The 18,023-nt window shown below is 45.3% G+C and carries 14 protein-coding genes; 11 read left to right on the top strand and 3 right to left on the bottom strand.

Features of this window, described 5'->3' with window-relative positions; genetic code table 11:
- Positions 1-39 precede the first annotated feature (39 nt).
- Entirely contained in the window at positions 40-2,394 is a 2,355-nt protein-coding gene (locus EDD74_RS02410) for a glycoside hydrolase family 3 N-terminal domain-containing protein (RefSeq protein ID WP_116442079.1), read from the top strand.
- A 121-nt stretch (positions 2,395-2,515) separates the two neighbouring features.
- On the opposite strand, the gene EDD74_RS02405 is transcribed toward EDD74_RS02410, so the two are convergent.
- A complete protein-coding gene (locus EDD74_RS02405) occupies positions 2,516-4,006 on the bottom strand; it encodes an aldehyde dehydrogenase family protein (protein ID WP_008975909.1) in 1,491 nt (496 codons plus the stop codon).
- A 131-nt stretch (positions 4,007-4,137) separates the two neighbouring features.
- Here EDD74_RS02405 and pdxR point away from each other — a divergent pair, with 131 nt between their 5' ends.
- The 4 genes from pdxR (at position 4,138) to EDD74_RS02385 (ending at position 8,047) form a co-directional block, all read left to right on the top strand.
- Positions 4,138-5,556, top strand: a complete 1,419-nt coding sequence (gene pdxR / locus EDD74_RS02400) for a MocR-like pyridoxine biosynthesis transcription factor PdxR (RefSeq protein ID WP_116442080.1) — start codon at positions 4,138-4,140, stop codon at positions 5,554-5,556.
- A gap of 95 nt (positions 5,557-5,651) precedes the next feature.
- Positions 5,652-6,269: a uridine kinase gene (udk, locus tag EDD74_RS02395; RefSeq protein WP_116442081.1), complete on the top strand. Its 618-nt coding sequence runs from the start codon at positions 5,652-5,654 to the stop codon at positions 6,267-6,269.
- A gap of 45 nt (positions 6,270-6,314) precedes the next feature.
- Positions 6,315-6,944 carry a glycerol-3-phosphate acyltransferase gene (locus tag EDD74_RS02390; protein WP_242990178.1) on the top strand — a complete coding sequence of 210 codons (630 nt, stop codon included), beginning with the start codon at positions 6,315-6,317 and terminating at the stop codon, positions 6,942-6,944.
- On the top strand, positions 6,941-8,047 hold the full coding sequence (locus tag EDD74_RS02385; RefSeq protein WP_116442082.1) for an MGDG synthase family glycosyltransferase: 1,107 nt from the start codon (positions 6,941-6,943) through the stop codon (positions 8,045-8,047). The genes EDD74_RS02390 and EDD74_RS02385 overlap by 4 nt, the downstream gene beginning before the upstream one ends.
- A gap of 75 nt (positions 8,048-8,122) precedes the next feature.
- Here the strand turns inward: EDD74_RS02385 and EDD74_RS02380 are convergent, their stop codons facing one another.
- Together EDD74_RS02380 and EDD74_RS02375 are read right to left on the bottom strand one after the other, a co-directional pair.
- Entirely contained in the window at positions 8,123-9,163 is a 1,041-nt protein-coding gene (locus tag EDD74_RS02380) for an FAD:protein FMN transferase (RefSeq protein ID WP_116442083.1), read from the bottom strand.
- The gene (locus tag EDD74_RS02375) at positions 9,156-9,740 is read right to left on the bottom strand and encodes a TetR/AcrR family transcriptional regulator (protein ID WP_008975903.1); all 585 of its coding nucleotides are present in this window, start codon (positions 9,738-9,740) and stop codon (positions 9,156-9,158) included. The genes EDD74_RS02380 and EDD74_RS02375 overlap by 8 nt, the downstream gene beginning before the upstream one ends.
- A 204-nt stretch (positions 9,741-9,944) precedes the next feature.
- On the opposite strand from EDD74_RS02375, the gene EDD74_RS02370 reads away from it, so the two are divergent.
- The 6 genes from EDD74_RS02370 (at position 9,945) to EDD74_RS02345 (ending at position 17,757) form a co-directional block, all read left to right on the top strand.
- Entirely contained in the window at positions 9,945-12,221 is a 2,277-nt protein-coding gene (locus tag EDD74_RS02370; protein WP_008975902.1) for a glycoside hydrolase family 2 protein, read from the top strand.
- A gap of 215 nt (positions 12,222-12,436) precedes the next feature.
- A complete protein-coding gene (locus tag EDD74_RS02365; protein ID WP_116442084.1) occupies positions 12,437-12,826 on the top strand; it encodes a GrdX family protein in 390 nt (129 codons plus the stop codon).
- Between the two features lie 90 nt (positions 12,827-12,916).
- Positions 12,917-13,624 carry a TetR/AcrR family transcriptional regulator gene (locus EDD74_RS02360; protein ID WP_008975900.1) on the top strand — a complete coding sequence of 236 codons (708 nt, stop codon included), beginning with the start codon at positions 12,917-12,919 and terminating at the stop codon, positions 13,622-13,624.
- Positions 13,625-13,889: 265 nt separating this feature from the next.
- Positions 13,890-15,176 (top strand): sarcosine reductase complex component B subunit alpha, encoded by a 1,287-nt coding sequence (gene grdG / locus EDD74_RS02355; RefSeq protein WP_008975899.1) that lies wholly within the window; start codon positions 13,890-13,892, stop codon positions 15,174-15,176.
- A 30-nt stretch (positions 15,177-15,206) separates the two neighbouring features.
- Entirely contained in the window at positions 15,207-16,526 is a 1,320-nt protein-coding gene (gene grdF / locus EDD74_RS02350; protein WP_081637470.1) for a sarcosine reductase complex component B subunit beta, read from the top strand.
- Positions 16,527-16,620: 94 nt separating this feature from the next.
- On the top strand, positions 16,621-17,757 hold the full coding sequence (locus EDD74_RS02345; protein ID WP_008975896.1) for a YkvI family membrane protein: 1,137 nt from the start codon (positions 16,621-16,623) through the stop codon (positions 17,755-17,757).
- The last annotated feature ends 266 nt before the right edge of the window (positions 17,758-18,023 follow it).

Here is an 18,023-nt window from a genome sequence, read left to right as displayed (position 1 = left end):
TATTAATAATTAGCAGAAATAGATAAGGAGAACATGCGGATGATAAAAAGAAAATTAGCGGCAGAGGAAATACAGGAAATGAAAGATGGGTATATTCCTGCACCATATCAGCTGGAAGAGGGAGAACAGATCAATGATGTTTACCTGGAACCAGTATTTTTTGAAAACGAAAACGGACCGACAATCGGTGTGACGACATGTGGGGTGATTGTGAAGGATGGATTGTTTTTTAAAGATATGGACAATTCTGGAGAACTGTCACCGTACAAGGATTGGAGACTGGATCATGAGACACGCGCCAAAGATATGGTTGCGCACTTGCGGTTAGATCAGCAGGCAGGTCTGGTGCTGAATACACTGTGGAATTCCCCGATGGTGATGACGCGCGAGGAGGCAAAAGATGATAAGGGAGAGATCATCCCATCGAAGATTTTCAAGCGGTTTGATCCAGAAGAGAAAGAGGGACCTTCGTTTCTTCCTGGTGTCACGATGAATGTCAGTGATGCCGACGTACTGGAACGGAAACTGACGGGCGGAGTGTACAGGGGCGATATGCGCGCAGAAGCGGGTATGAGTGCACTTTACCACAATTTAGGGACACAGATGCTGGAGTATGAGGCATGTCAGGATGGCGTGGCGATTCCGTATTCGCTGCATACGAATCCAATCAACATCGGTTATCCGGATTTCCTCGGAATCGGTGCAGCCGTGATGGGAGATGGTAATTTTGATCTTGTATATGAGATGGCGGATACGGATCGCAAGATGATGAAGGCAGCAGGGCAAAATATTATGTATGGTCCTCAGGTAGATGTGGCGACAGATCCAAGATGGCCTCGCAATAGTGGGACATACGGGGAACGTACGGATATCACTTGCGGAATCATCAAAGAATTGGTTCGTGGATATCAGAACGGAGAAGATGGCCTCAACGAAGGGTCTGTCGTGATCACGGTGAAGCATTTCCCGGGAGATGGGCCGGCAGAGAATGGATTTGAGCCACATATGCCGATCGGTCAGTGGAGACTTTATCCGACGGAGGGATCGATGGAAAAATATCACCTGCCGCCATTTCAGGCTGCTTTTGATCTGAAAGCATCGGCAATCATGCCGGATTATTCCAGAATCTGTGCAGATAGCCGCAGCAAAGAGCAGTATTATCGCGGAAGACTGACTTCGCGTGAGACGGTTGGTTCTACTTACAGCAAAGAACTGATCACAGATCTTGCCCGCGAGACAATGGGATTTGAAGGGTATGTAAACTCAGATTCAGGAATTACGACGGTACAAACATACGGGGTGGAAGAACTTACAGTACCGCAGCGGTATGCGAAGGCGATTTCTGCGGGGACAGATGTAATCGGAGGAAATTCAGATTCTGAAAATATCGTAAAGGCAGTGGAAGAAGGCTATCTGGCAAAAGAAGAGTTAGATCGCGCTAATTATCACAGATTACTTAGTCTGTTCCGCGTAGGACGGGTGGACAATCCATATCTGGATCCGGATCATGCAGACAAGGTTCGGGAGGAGAATCTGCACGATGCGAAACAGGCGGCATATAAGGCGAATCAGAAGGCGGTCGTTCTGGCAAAAAATCATGCAAACGTACTTCCGATGGAACAAGGCAAAAAAGTTTACATTGCATGCTTCAAAGGAGTGGATCCGGGAGCAGCTCTTGCGCAGGCCATGGGCGCTGCCGTAGGAGGAAAGGGAGATGAAGAAGCATTTGCAGCGCGACTGAAGGAGTTGTTCACAGAGAGAGGATTCTGCGTGGTAGATGATCCAAAAGAAGCTGATTATGCATATCTGCACGTGTGGCCGATCAGCAACGGAATGGTCTTTCGCCAGTATGCAATGCCGGTGATCGAGATGGTAGATGAAGAATTGTTTGAGGAAAGGGAAGTCAACCAAAGCCAGAAGAAAACTGGAAAGATGGTTCCGATCACGACATTGAAAGGGGTATCAGAGATTCCGAAGCTTGCAGAAATGGTTCATCAAAATGGAGGAAAAGTAATTGCCACCTGCGTAGTATGTAATCCGTGGATCCTTGATAAGTTAGAACCATATGTTGACGGACTCACGTTCCAGTATACGGTCAGTCCGGTGGCGATGGAGAATGCGCTGGGAGCACAGATGGATGTTCTCTCCGGAGCGTACAATCCAACTGGAAAGATGAGCCTGACAATGGTATCTTCTCCAGAGGTGATCCGCATCGAAGAAAAGGAACTGGATGGCGTTATGCGGGAAGTATGTGTTTCTCCAAATGATGTTCCGGGATATGACAAAGATGCATATATCGATCCGGAGATTTTGGCGAACGTGAAGGGCGGAAGTTACGCATACTGCGATGAAGATGGTAATTACTATCGGTCAGGATTTGGTTTGAGCTATTAGTTCCATCATAGAAAAAGTAAAAAGCGGCAGGGAGATACACAGGTCAGGTGTATCCTTCTGTCGCTTTTTGGGAATGAGAAGTTTTATCAATTATTTTAAGGAGGGAACTATCATCCCCATATTATGCCGGATAAAATCCGCTTGGGCTGTCGTTTAGATTGATCATAATATTCTTTTGCTGGCTGTAAGCATCGAGAATTGCCTTGTCATTCTCGCGACCGATGCCGGATTGTTTGTAGCCTCCAAATGGAGCACCTTCCGGAATCTGATTGTATGTGTTGATCCACATACGGCCAGTTTCAATACTTCTTGCGACGCGCAGGGCACGGTGAATATCCTTTGTCCAGACAGCTCCGCCAAGACCATAGTCAGAATCATTTGCAAGGGCAATGACTTCTTCTTCTGTCTGAAATTTAATCACGACAGCTACTGGTCCGAAGATTTCTTCCTGTGCAACACGCATATCATTGGTAACGTCTGTGATCAATGTCGGCTGGATGAAGTTTCCTTTCTCACATCCATGTTCGGTATAAGAGTGGCCGCCGCATGCGATGGTTGCCCCTTCCTGTTTCGCAGATTCGATGCAGGATAAGATTTTCTCCGCCTGTCGCTTACTGATCTGAGATCCCATCTGTGTCTCAGGATCCAGCGGATCGCCGATAGTTACTTTCTGGAATGCAGTCACAAGCTCTGAGACAAACCGGTCGTAAATCGATTCGTGTACGAAGACGCGGGATCCGGCACAGCATACCTGACCCTGATTAAAGAGAATACCAAGCTGTACGCCATCGATGGCTGCATCCCAGTTACAGTCGTCAAAGATGATGTTAGCACTTTTTCCGCCCAGTTCCAGTGTAGCCGGGATGAGTCTTTCGGCAGCGGCAACAGCAATGTCCCTTCCAATCTCTGTGGATCCGGTGAAAGCAAGCTTGCTAAGTCCCGGATGCTCAAGAAGGTACTGACCTGATTTTGAACCAGAACCAGTGATAAGATTTAGTACACCTGCCGGGAGCAGATCCTGGATCAATTCTGTAAATACAAGCATACTTAACGATGTCTCAGAAGAAGGTTTAAATACGATACAGTCGCCGGCTGCGATTGCAGGAGCGAGCTTCCATGCTGCCATCAGGAATGGGAAATTCCACGGCACAATCTGTCCGACGACACCGATTGGCTCGCGGAGCACAAGGCTCATCATATTGCCGTCTAAAACAGAGGCGGTTCCTTCATCTGTGCGGATCAAACTTGCGTAGTAGCGGAAATGGCGGATGGAATAAGGAATATCGATCGTGGAAGTTTCACGGATCGGTTTTCCGTTGTCCATCGTTTCTACCTGTGCCAGCCATTCTTTATTCTCTTCAATGCGGTCTGCGATTTTTTCTAAGATAAGTGCGCGCGCCTCTTTTGTCTGTGTCTTCCACTCTGGGAAAGCTTTCCACGCTGCCGCCACAGCAGCATCCACATCTTCTTTTGTTGCCTGTGCACACTGTGCAAGAATTTCTCCGTTTGCCGGATTGGTACTTGTATAGACTGCTTTGTCTGAAGCGTCTCTCCATTGTCCTCCGATAAATAATCCATAATGTTCTTTTAATGTATGTTTTTGATTGTTCATAAAAATTACCTCCAAAATTCAATTCAAAATCAATTGCTGTCACCAGCGCTTTACTTTTGTCTGCCCTTAGTCTACAATAGAAACTGATACCTTGAAATAACCAAAAAAATGTTTTTATAGGAGACCAGATTTTGCTTATTTATGATTTGGAACAGAGAGACGGAAAGTCGAAATATGAATATTTGTATCAATGTCTGAAGGAAGATATTTTGAACGGAAAACTTGCAGAGGGCGAAAAAATGCCGTCGAAAAGACAACTTGCAAAGGAAAACGGAATCAGTGTGCGGACCGTGATCAATGCGTATGAACAGCTGCAGATGGAAGGATACCTGCAGTCGAGGGAGCGGAGTGGATATTATGTGGTATCTGATTTTGATTCACCTTTAAGGTACCAGAAGATCACAATCCCCGATCCGACTCCGGAAAAAGAAGAAAAATGGGTGGCAGACTTTGCCTCAAATACAACAGTATACGAGAAATTTCCATTTTCGATGTGGACGAAAGTCATGCGACAGGTGCTTGGGGACTACAATCTGCATCTGATCATGCGTGGAGAATTTCTTGGAAGCCCGGAACTTCGGTATGAGATTGCAAAATATTTGTATCACAACCGAAGCATGGTAGTATCCCCGGACTGTATTGTGATTGGAACCGGGATTGAATATTTGTATTCCAAATTGATCGGACTGCTTCCGGAACATGCAGTGTATGCGGTGGAAAATCCCGGATACAGAAAAATCCGGCTGATCTATGAAGAACTCGGAGTGAAGTGGACTTGGACGGCTATGGCGGAAAATGGAATTCATATGGGAAGTCTGCGAAGCAGCCAGGCAACAGTTGTCCATACCTCGCCCGAACACCATTATCCACTTGGGACGGTGATGTCTGCAAGACGCAGACAGGAATTGCTGAAGTGGCTGGAGGAATCGGAAGAACATTATATTATAGAAGATGATTACGACTGCGAGTTCCGCTATAACGGGCATTCGATTCCGGCGCTTTTCGGTCTGGATACAAGCGGGCGTGTCATTTATATGAATACGTTCAGTAAGACATTAAGTCCCGGGATCCGTATCAGCTATATGGTGCTGCCGCCAAAGCTTCTGGAACGTTATGTGAACTCGGCAAACTTTTTTTCGAATACTTCGTCGAATCTGGAACAGCATACGCTGGCAAGATTTTTGCGTGATGGGTATTTTGACCGCCATCTGAACCGGCTGCGTAAGTATTATCTAAGTCAGGGAGAAAAGTTGAAGCATGCAATTGAATACACACCGACCATTCCGGTGGAAGAAATTGTCGGAATGGAGACGGGCACGCATCTGCTCGTAAAACTTCATACAGAGCTTCCCGATGCGGAAGTGAAGCGGCGGGCACAAGAAAGGGGAATTCATCTTTGCTGTCTGTCGGAGTTTTGTATCGAAGAGCAGAAGCGGTACGAACATGTGCTGGTACTCAACTATTCTGGCATGGAAGAAGAGCGGATGCAGGAGGTTGCAGAGCTTCTTGGAGGAGTGTTTGATTCTGAGATTGCAGAGAAGCGGGAATAAAAAGCAGAGGGGAAAGGATTGACGGTATTTCCTGTGAATTGTATAATAAAAGCGCCAAGGTTGCAAATAAGAAAAATAGGATATAGGTAAAAGAGATGAAGACGATCATTATTGGAATTGCAGGTGGGACCGGATCTGGAAAGTCCACCTTCACAAGAAAGTTAAAAAAAGAATTTGAAGACGATGTGGCAGTGCTCTACCATGATAACTATTACCGGGATCAAAGTGATATTCCGCTGGAAGAGCGCCGTAAGACGAATTATGACCATCCGGATGCGATGGAGACAGAGCTGCTTGTCAGACAGCTGCAGGAGTTAAAAGAAGGAAAGACGATACAGTGTCCGACTTATGACTACACACTTCACACAAGGTCAAGCGAAGTTGTGACTGTAGAGCCAAAGAAAGTAATTTTATTAGAAGGAATCCTTGTCCTGGCAGACGAACGGCTGAGAGATCTGATGGATATCAAGGTGTATGTAGAGGCCGATGCAGATGAGAGAATTCTCCGCAGGATTATTCGTGATGTCAAAGAGCGTGGGCGCGATATGGAAGGTGTTGTGGAGCAATATCTTACAACTGTCAAACCGATGCATTATCTCTATGTAGAACCGACAAGGAGTACTGCAGATATCGTGATCAACAGCGGTATGAATCCGATCGCCTTTGAACTGGTGAAAAATACGATTCAGAAGATACTGGACGAAGAGGCGTAGATACAGATCTGTAAAAAGAATGTGGAAACAGATGAAAAAGAGTAAATGGGAAAGATTTATACAACGAGGTGGACAATGGGACGGGGAATATTTTATACGATGATCGGGTATGTTTCCGGGAGTGTGTTATATGCAAAGGTGTTTGGGAAGCTATTCTGCCAGAAAGATGTGACGGAAGATACGATTGACGGGAATCCCGGAACGACAAATGCATTTCTAAATGGAGGAATATGGTGTGGCATCTGCACGTTGTTGTGCGATCTTTTAAAAGGAATTTTGCCGGTGTATGCTTACATGCATGGACTGCCGGGGGCAGATATCTGGATTACGTTTGTGCTGGCAGCACCGGTTGCCGGACATATCTTCCCGGTATTTCATCGTTTTCGTGGAGGAAAAGGGATTGCAGTTTCTTTCGGGGTGCTGCTTGGACTCTATCCATATATGAAACCAGTGCTGCTGCTGGCATGCTGTTTTCTCTTATTCTCCTTTGTGATTGTGATCACGCCGAATTATCATAAGACATTTGCGACGTATCTTTTTGCGACGATTCTCGTATTGTTTTTTGGAAAAAATTCTTACGTCAGCCTGGGAATGATTCTGATCTCTGCGCTGGTACTTGGCAAGCTGATGCTTTGCCGGGAAGAAAGAGAGGAAATTAAGGTGAAACTATTATGAATGTACTGATTTTATCTTGTGATACCGGTGGAGGACATAATTCTGCTGCCAGATCCATCCAGAAAGAACTGATCCGGAGAGGACATCAGGCGGTCTTTTTAAATCCATTTGAACTGTCCGGAAAGCGTGTTGCGGGAGCGGTAGGTGGAGCTTATGTAAAATTGGTCCAAAAGCATCCGCGGGCATTTGGGATGCTGTATAAGCTCGGGGCATTTGTAAGCAGACTGCCCGGCAGATCTCCGGTTTATTATGCGAACAGCCTTGTGGCAAGGCATCTGGCAAAGTATCTGGAACAGAAGTCTTACGATGCCATTGTGATGCCGCATCTGTACCCTGCGGAGATGATCTCCTACTTAAAAAGAAAAGGGTGGAACTGTCCGAAGTCGGTCTATGTGGCGACGGACTACACCTGTATTCCTTTTACCGGGGAGACGGAGTGTGATTATTATGTGATCCCCCATGAGGAGTTAGAACTGGAATTTGTCCGAAAAGGGGTAAAGAAACAGAAGCTTCGCGCATTTGGCATTCCGGTAGATGAGACATTTTGTTCCAAGGAAACAAAGCAGCAGGCGCGAGAGAAGCTTGGGATGAGCGAGGATGGCATCTACTATCTCGTAGCAGGAGGAAGCATCGGTGCCGGGAAAATCCAACAGTTGCTGGATCTGATGCGAGAAGCACTGGAAGAGGTGGAGCAGGCGGTGGTGATCTGTGGAAGGAACAAGAAGCTGGAGAAGAAGCTTCGCAAGCGCTATGACGGTTATAAAAATATTTCTATTATAGGAAGTACTGACCAGATGGCAACCTATATGCGGGCATGTGACGTTCTCTATTCGAAGCCGGGAGGACTTTCCTCCACCGAAGCGGCTGTGATCGGAATACCGTTGATCCATCTGACACCGATTCCGGGGTGTGAGACAAGAAACCGCATATTTTTCCGGAAACATGGCATGTGTCTTGCTCCCCGTATGATCGAAGATCAGTTGCTTGCGGGGCGGAAACTGATGAAAAATACAAGACCGACAGGAAGGATGATCGAAAATCAACAGAATACTGTACCGGCAGATGCTGCGGAACGCATTTGTAATTTGCTGGAACAGATATAAAAAGAATAAGAGAATCTCCCATAGAAGATCAAGCATGTACGGATCTTCTATGGGAGATTCTCTTTTGTTATGATTTTACGATCGTGGAAAACCGCTGCTGTAATGGAGTTTGTAATCTTCCGTAATAAATACTGCTTCCGTATCCGGAAGATCTTCGATGAAGTTCATACCTTCTTCGAGACCAAGGGAAAAGCAGGCAGTGCTGAGTCCATCTCCATCTACGGATTTTTCGGACAGGATTGTGACGGACACAAGTGAGTTGTCATAAGGGTACCCCGTTTTTGGATTTAACAAGTGATGGTAGAACTTGCCGTCTTTTTCAAAAGAACGCTCGTAGATCCCGGAGGAGACAATGGATTTGTCCCGCACCTGGATTGTCGACACGGTCTCGCTTCGTTTTGCAAAAGGCTTCTGGATTCCGATTCCGAAAGCATCTCCATCTGGCTTTTCTCCGACACAGAGGACGTTTCCACCAAGGTTGATCACGGCGCTTTTTACCCCATGCTCCAGCAGAAATTCTTTTATTTTGTCAGCGATGTAGCCTTTGGCGATCGCTCCCAGGTCAAGCTGCATTCCCTCCTGCAAAAACCGGACACGGTTTTCTTTTACAATGACCTTTCGATAATCTACCAGCGGAAGTGCAGCAGAGATCTCAGCATCCGACGGCACCACCTTTTCTTCAGAAGTAAAATCCCACAGAGCAGAGACCGGACCAATGGTGATGTCGAAGGCTCCGCCAGATTTCTCACAGTAGGAGAGTGCGGCAGTGAGCAGTTCTGTCATCTCCGGTGAGATACAGAAAAAACCGTCCTCCTGTGGAAGAAGACCATGATTGAGCTGGTAGAGCTCGCTTGTCGGGCGTGTGCGGCTGAACAAGTTTTCGTATTTGTCGCAGAGATCGATCGCTTCTGCAAGCAGGTTCTCATCTGTAGAGTCATAGAGCGTTACAGTGACAACGGTATTCAGTTTAAAAGCAGTGTCAGAAATAGGAGCTTTTGCAGTTTCATCCGTTCCCGAAGATTGCTTTTTCTGCTGCTCAAAAGAGAAGAACAGGAGCAGCAGGAAGACAAGAAGCACAATTCCTGTCTGAAATATTCGTCTGTGAAAGTTAGTCATTGCTTCTATGAGCCTCCTTCCATGAGTAGAGGAGTGCATCCGAAGATTGGATCGCATAGTCAGCAATCTGTTCATAAGGAATCTTTAGCCCATCGTGGAACCATTTCCGGATGATTCCAATGATTCCGCAGACGCGGAACGTATAGAGATAATCAAAAGAGTCCGGATCAAATGCATCGCAGCTTTCTTGCATCAAAGTGCGACTGACATCGTATTGCAGTGCGAACAGACGCTCGAGAAATGCATCTTCCGAATGAAGGATCAGTACACGGCAGGAGTCCATGTTTTCATAGAGAAAACGAAAGATATCACAGATCAGTGCACGGTTGTCCGCATAAGGTTTCTGCTGTTGGGTAAACAGTGCCATCTGTTCGAGAAAATCGTCCTGGACCTGCCGATATAATGCAAAGATATCTTCAAAGTTCGAATAAAATGTAGTGCGGTTGACGTCGGCAGTCTCACAGAGCTTCTGTACGGTAATCTTAGAGAGCGGCTGGTCGACCAGTAATTTGAGCAGAGCTTCCTTTAGTACTTTTTGGGAGTAAGCTCTCTTTCGATGTAATTTTTCCTGTTGCATAAAAACACCTTTCTATAAACATTCAAAAATGGTTTATTTGTAAATCATAACACAAAGAAAGGAAAACGACAAAGAAAAATAGAAGAAAAACAACAGATATAGGGAAAGTGTCGGTTTCAAAACGGAATGTCCATGATTGTTGATTGAACGGAAAAATCGGATATGCTATGATAAAACAAATTGATAGGAAAAGGAGAAGATATCATGAGAACTGTAATGGAATTAAATAAAAACTGGTATTTTCAAAAAGAAAATGTCGGACTTCCGCAGGAACTTCCTTGCGACTGGGCAAAAGTAGATCTGCCTCACACATGGAACGCTGTGGATGGCCAGGACGGAAGAGGAGAATACTACCGCGGAGCATGCTGGTATGCAAAAAGCTTTGAGACACCGGAGTGTATGGATGGATACCGTGTCTATGTAGAAGTGCTGGCAGCAGCATTGTCTGGACGCGTGTATGTAAATGGACAGGAAGTGGCATATCACGAAGGCGGATTCTCTACTTTCCGTGCGGATGTGACAGAAGCATTGCACGCGCAGGGAGAAAATCTTCTTGTGATCGAAGTGGACAATGGAGAGAAGAGCCACATCTATCCACAGGTTGCAGACTTCACATTCTATGGCGGATTGTACCGCGGTGTCAATCTGATCCTTGTGCCGGAAGTTCATTTTGATCTGGATTTTTATGGGGCTCCGGGACTGAAAGTAACTCCGGTTGTCAAAGGAAAAGATGCAGAGATCAAATTGGAATCCTGGGTGAAAAATGCAGACGAAAATTATACTGTCAGATACCAGATCAAAGATGCAGATGGAAACGTTGTAGCAGAAAGCTGGAGACCGGCAGAGCAGCCATCAGTCGTTCAGTTCCTTCCGGATGCACATCTGTGGCAGGGTGTGGAAGATCCATATCTTTACACATGTACAGCAGAACTGGTACGCCGCAATGAAACGGTCGATGAGGTTACTGTACGTTTTGGTATCCGTGAATTTTATGTCGACAAAGAAAAAGGATTTTTCTTAAATGGAAAACCGATGAAACTGCGTGGAGTTTCCAGACATCAGGATAAGCTGTATCAGGGAAATGCACTGACAAAAGAAGATCACCGTCTTGATGCAGATCTGATCCGGGAAGTTGGAGCAAATACGATCCGTCTTGCACACTATCAGCACAGTCAGGATTTCTATGATGTATGTGATGAGTATGGATTTGTCGTATGGGCAGAGATCCCGTACATCAGCAGCCAGAGTGATGATCCGGCGGCACATGAAAACTGTCGTCAGCAGATGAAAGATCTGATCTATCAGAACTACAATCATGCATGTATCTGCTTCTGGGGAATCTCAAATGAGATTACGATCCACGGTGAGAAACCAGGGCTTGTGGACAACCACAGAGATCTCAATGCCCTTGTCAAAGAGCTGGATCCGACCAGACTGACAACGATGGCACATGTGACATTGCTCTCCCAGGACAGCGATCTTCACAGTGTGACAGATGTAGAAAGCTATAATCACTATTTCGGATGGTACGGCGGGAAATATGAGCAGAACTCTGTATGGTTTGACGATTATCATAAGAAATATCCAGATCGCTGCATCGGACTTTCTGAGTATGGTGCAGAAGGAATCATTACTTATCAGCCGGATGAGCCGAAGTGCAGAGATTACTCTGAGGCATATCAGGCAGAGTACCATGAATTCATGGTGAAAATGTTGATGGAGCGCGACTATATCTGGAGCAGCCATGTATGGAACATGTTCGACTTCGGTTGTGCAGCCAGAGATGAAGGTGGAGTGGCAGGAAGAAATAACAAAGGTCTTGTCACTATCGACAGAAAGATCAAAAAGGAAGCATTCTACTTATACAAAGCATACTGGAGCAGCGAACCATTTGTATACGTTTGCGGTCGCAGATACGCACAGAGAGCCGGGGAGACTACAACGGTAAAAGTGTACTCGAACCAGCCGGCAGTACAGCTTTATGTAGACGGAGAATTATTTGCAGAGCAGAGCGGAGAGAAGATTTTTGTATTTGAAGGAGTTCCGCTTCACGAAGGATTTACACAGATCACTGCAAGATACAACGACTGCACAGATTCTCTCGCACTTGAAAAAGTAGCAGAAAAACCGGAGATCTACACACTTCCGAAGAATGAAGATGAGGAAGGAATGGAAGGAGCAGCCAACTGGTTTGATCAGGCGGCAGCAGAAGCAGCAAACGCAGGCGAGATGGTATTTCCGGAAGGATATTTCTCTATCCGCGACAAGATCACAGATATCATTGAAAATGATGAGGCGGCTGCAATTCTCAGCGGAGCTTTATCTGCAATGTCTGGTATGAAATTAAACAAAGGAATGTTAAAGATGCTCGGCGGAAAGACATTAGAAGAAATGATCCAGATGGTAGGACAGATGGGACAGGAAATTCCGGAGCAGGGCGTAAAAGTCTTAAATCTTCAGTTAAATAAAATCAAAAAATAAATCAGAATTCGTGAAATGCATTTGCGAAATCAGAAAGAGATGCCGGTGGACAAAAACAAGACCGGCATCTCTTTTTTAATCTGTTTCATAGATTCTTGTTTCTGTGCAGGAGGTTTGCACAGGAGAAAGAAATAAGAATTGATTTGCAGGCGCCGGACCGTTATAATAACTGTATAAAAAGCGGTAACAAACCGGCAGAAAAGAGGTAAGATTTTATGTGGGAATTAGAGAAGGCGGTGCTGATCACAAACAATGACAGAGTGTATGAAAAATACAAAGATCAGTTGCAGGTGATCTTGCTGAAGACGTATGAGGAAGTGCTGATCAAGGTGCGAGATATGGTATACGACCGACACCAGCTGCTGACACATCCGCAGGCATCCAGTCTGAAGCCAAATCAGACGCCGTTTCGTTCTGTTGTCGTATATCCGAAGGGCGAGGAAGACAACATGAAAGATATCATGCTGATTGAGAAGTGCATTGAGACATTCCGTCAGTGGCAGGAGATTGCAAAGACACCGGAAGATTATGAGGAAAAAGTGGCAGAGGACTTTAAAACGATCGATCTGTCTGTCGTAGATAATATCATTCCGAGAATCTGTTAACAGACAGCAATTTTTGCAGCAGCAGATAGAGCCGTATGGCAGGATTTTAGAAAATCGCCGAATATCAGTCAAAAAAGAGGGGGAAGAAGCGTGGCGCAGGAAGAGAACAAAAGCGGATATTTCAAAGGGCTTTCCAGACAAGACTATATTAAGAAGACACACGAGATCATGAAGAAGGAAGGGGTGGAAGCTGTTTCTATTCGCAGGATCGCAGCAGAGTTAGGCTGTTCTTCGGCAAGTCTGTACAGACATTTTGAAAATCGAGAAGAACTTTTATATTACGCAGAACTGCGGACATTGAAAAGTTATATTGACAGCCTGAATCGGGCGGAACGCACCTGGTCCAACATGTGGGATATTTATGTCGGAATCTGGGATTGTTATGCGCGGGAGGCATTTGCACATCCGGAAGCATATAACCTTTTGTTCTTTATCTATCCAAACAAGAAGCTAAACAAAGCGATCCGGGAATATTATGAGATTTTTCCGGAAGATTTGAAGCGTACAAACCGGTTCTTTCAGGAAATGCTAAAGACACCGGATTTTATGTCAAGGGATTTTGAGATGTGTAAAAAATGTATCAACGATGGAGCCGTTACCTATGAGAATGCGATCCGTCTCAATCGGATGGTATGTATGTTGTTTGCAGGCTATTTTAAAAAGGTGTTGGATGAAGGAATTGAAGAATATCAGATAGGAGAGCGTGTGGATCAATTTATTAAGGATGTGGACACGATCGTGAAAGCGCTGGCAAAAGATCTGAAGGGCTACACAGGATATAAGCAAAGGATTCATTAATAAGAAGAACAATGAAATAGAGGATTTTACAGCCGATGAGTAGGTGGGAGCGAGATGCTCCTCGTTACTTGTCGGCTGTTCTTTTTGTAGCAACTTTATATTTTTATAGAAAGAGAAGAAAATTATTTTGTACATAATGAGAGTGTTTTTTGACATATCATTTATAGATAAAAAAATATTTATAAAAAACTTGAATGTTATCGCGATTAGATGTATAATGTGAACAACAAGTTATCACGATAACAAATCGAAGGAGGGATTTTATATGAAACTGGAACTCGGTAAAATTTTTATCAAAGACATCCAATTTTCAGACCAGACTTGTGTCAAAGATCACGTTCTTTATGTGAACAAAGAAGAGGTGGAGAAGCTGGTGCTGGAAGATGACAAATTGTTAGAGTGTCATCTGGATATTGCCCGCCCGGGCGATTCTACAAGAATCACACCGGTAAAGGATGTCATCGAGCCACGTGTCAAAGTAAGCGGCGGAGAGATCTTCCCGGGGATGATCGGAAAAGTAACCCCTCAGGTGGGAGAGGGAAGAACACACGCGCTTGATGGCTGCTGTGTTGTGACAGTCGGAAGAATCGTTGGATTCCAGGAAGGTGTCATCGATATGAGCGGACCGGCAGCAGACTACTGCCCATTTTCTAAGACTGTGAACCTCTGTGTAGTGATTGAACCAAAAGAAGGGCTGGAGACACATGTTTATGAGAAGGCAGGACGTATGGCAGGATTGAAGGTTGCCACATACCTCGGAGAAGCAGGAAGAAATGTAGAGCCAGATACGTTAGAGACATTTGAGACGAAGCCGATCTTTGAGCAGGCTGCAATGTACCCGGATCTCCCGAAAGTAGGCTATGTACACATGTTACAGTCACAGGGACTTCTGCATGACACTTACTACTACGGCGTAGATGCAAAACAGTTTATCCCGACATTTATGTATCCGACGGAGATCATGGACGGTGCGATCGTATCCGGTAACTGTGTGGCCCCATGTGATAAGGTTACTACTTACCATCACTTCCACAATCCGGTGATCGAGGATCTTTACAAACACCATGGAAAAGATGTCAACTTCATGGGCGTCATCCTCACAAACGAGAATGTATTCCTCGCTGACAAAGAGAGACATTCAGATATGGTAGCGAAACTGGCTGAGTGGATGGGATTAGACGGTGTTCTGATCACAGAAGAAGGATACGGAAATCCAGATACAGACTTAATGATGAACTGCCGCAAGGTAGAACAGAAAGGAGTCAAAGTAGTTCTGATCACGGATGAGTTCCCTGGAAAAGACGGAAAGTCACAGTCGCTTGCAGATACTTGTGAAGAAGCGACAGCGCTTGCTTCCTGCGGACAGGGAAATGCGACACTACAATTCCCTGCAATGGATAAAGTCATTGGAACAATGGAATATATCGAGAATCAGATCGGCGGATGGGCAGGATGTGTCAATCCTGACGGATCATTTGAGGCAGAACTTCAGATCATCATTGCATCTACGATTGCAAATGGTTTCAATAAGCTGGCGGCAAGAGGTTACTAGAAATCGTCGGTAAGAAAAGGAGGAGCGGGTATGGCAACATATAAAATTGTTCATTATATCAATCAGTTCTTTGCCGGAATCGGTGGAGAAGAGAAAGCAGATATCGTGCCGGAAGTAAGAGAAGGCGCAGTAGGACCAGGTACAGCACTGGAAAAGGCACTCGGTGAAGAATATGAGATCGCAGCAACTGTGATCTGTGGAGATAACTATTTCGGAGAGAACCTTGACACGGCGACAGATACGATCGTCGAGATGGTGAAACAGTATGAACCAGATGTATTCGTTGCAGGGCCGGCATTTAACGCAGGACGTTATGGTGTGGCATGTGGTACGATCTGTAAAGCAGTAGAAGAAAGACTTGGCGTTCCGGTACTGACAGCAGAGTACGAGGAAAATCCTGGTGTAGATATGTTCCGCAAAGATGTCATCATCGTGAAGACCGGTGACTCTGCAGCGACGATCCGCAAGGCAGTTCCTGTGATGGCAGCTTTGGTGAAGAAGATGGCGACAGGCGAAGAAATCCTCGGACCAGATATCGAAGGTTATCATGAGAGAGGTATCCGTGTGAACTATTTCGCAGAAGAGAGAGCTTCCGAAAGAGCGATCCAGATGCTCACAAAGAAGATGAAAGGCGAAGAATTCCACACAGACCTGCCGATGCCGAAGTTTGACCGTGTAGATCCGGCAGAGCCGATCAAAGACATCAAACATGCAAAACTTGCTGTGGTAACATCTGGCGGTGTTGTTCCGACAGATAACCCGGATCACATTGAATCATCCAATGCGACAAAATATGGAGTATATTCCATTGCAGGTATGGATACTATGTCACCGAACGATTTCACAACGATCCACGGTGGATACGACAGACAGTTTGTTATGGAGAATCCAAACTTAGTCGTGCCGCTTGACGTACTCCGGGAGATGGAAAAAGACGGAGAGTTCGGCGAACTTGTCAACTATTTCTGTACGACAACTGGAACCGGTACTGCAACCGGATCAGCAGCAAAATTCGGTGATGAGATTGGAAAACGTCTCGTAGAGGATCATGTAGACGGCGTTATCCTCGTCAGCACATGAGGTACCTGTACACGTTGCGGCGCAACGATGGTAAAAGGTATCGAAAAATATGGTCTTCCTGTAGTTCATATGGCAACGGTTGTTCCGATCTCACTGACAATCGGTGCGAACAGAATCATCCCAGGTGTTGGTATCCCGTATCCTCTCGGAGACCCGACACAGGGCGAAGTAGATTCTAAGAAAATCCGAAAACGTATGGTCAGACGTGCGCTGAAGGCATTGCAGACACCGGTGGATGGTCAGACAGTATTTGAGAAAGACGATTTTTAAATCTGCTCTGCAAGGGGGACACCGCCGGCGTGCATACCAGAAGCGATGACATTTCCGGGAGTGTCCCCCATAGAGAGAGACAGGAGGGTATCTTATGGGAAATGGCGGCGAAAAAGTTAGTTGGAAGAGAGTTCTCATTTTAGCAGGAGCCGTGATCGCTTTTACGATCGGCTCGGGATTTGCAACCGGACAGGAAATCATTCAGTACTACACTGCATATGGAGTACAAAGTCTTCTTGTCATCCTTGTATTTGCGGTTGCGTTCCTGTATTATAACTTCAATTTTGCAAAAGCAGGTGCAGAGCAGAAGTTTGAAAGAGGAAACGATGTCTATAAATATTTCTGTGGAAAATACGTCGGTACCTTCTGCGATTATTATTCCACATTGTTCTGTTACATGTCCTTCTTCGTAATGATCGGGGGAGCGGCCTCTACACTTCATCAAGAATACGATCTTCCTACCTGGGTGGGTGGCGTGATCCTTGCTGTGCTGGCAATTTTGACGGTAGTCGGCGGGTTGAACTCACTTGTAGATGCGATTGGTATCGTAGGTCCGGTTATCGTTGTGCTCTGTATTGCGATCGGTCTGATCACTTGTATCCGTGATGGTGGAAATATTGCGGCAGGTCTTGATATTATCGAGCAGGGAGCATACGAAGGAGCAAAAGCAGGGGAGACGATGAAGAATGCAGGTGCAAACTGGTTGATTTCAGGACTTTCCTATGCGGGATTTGTTCTATTGTGGTTCGCAAGCTTCACCGCAGCGCTCGGCTCCAAGAATAAGAAGAAAGATTTAAACTATGGTATTATCGGCGGAACTATCGCAGTCTGCGTTGCCATCGGCTTAATCGCATTTGCACAGATTGCAAACGTCAATACCGGAGCAAATGGAACTTACATCTGGAACGCGGATATTCCGAATCTGATCCTTGCTACAAAGATCTGGAAACCATTCTCTGCAATCTTTGCAATCGTTGTATTTGCAGGAATCTATACAACAGCAGTTCCGCTTCTTTACAATCCGGTTTCCCGGTTTGCAAAAGAGGGAACCCCGAGGTTTAAGATCCTTACAGTCGTTCTTGGTGTGGCAGGTCTGATCGTTGGATTATTCCTTCCATTCAGAGTACTTGTCAACATCATTTACGTGCTGAACGGATACGTAGGTGCGGTTCTGATCCTGTTTATGATCTGGAAGAATATCAAAGACTTCAGAAATAAGAAAAAAGCATAATGGAAAGGGATAGATCAGATAGACGTTACGTTACGATATCGATACAAACAAATCCCTGAAAAGGTCCAAACGGAAGTGATTCCGGGCGGACCTTTTCTCATGGTAGTATAAATCACCGTTTATGGGAATGGAAATATTTACCATAAAAGCAGGAAAATACTTTTAAATTATAATCATTTAAAACAAACTTTTTCATGTCAAAACAAAACCGGGTAGGGGTACTTGAATTTCGTGAAATAATGTGCTATATATAATGTTATATATTA

This window comes from Faecalimonas umbilicata, from assembly GCF_004346095.1.
Lineage (GTDB): Bacteria > Bacillota > Clostridia > Lachnospirales > Lachnospiraceae > Faecalimonas > Faecalimonas umbilicata.
The sequence above is the reverse complement of the archived record's forward strand: the minus strand, read 5'-3'. Positions and strand labels throughout refer to the sequence as shown.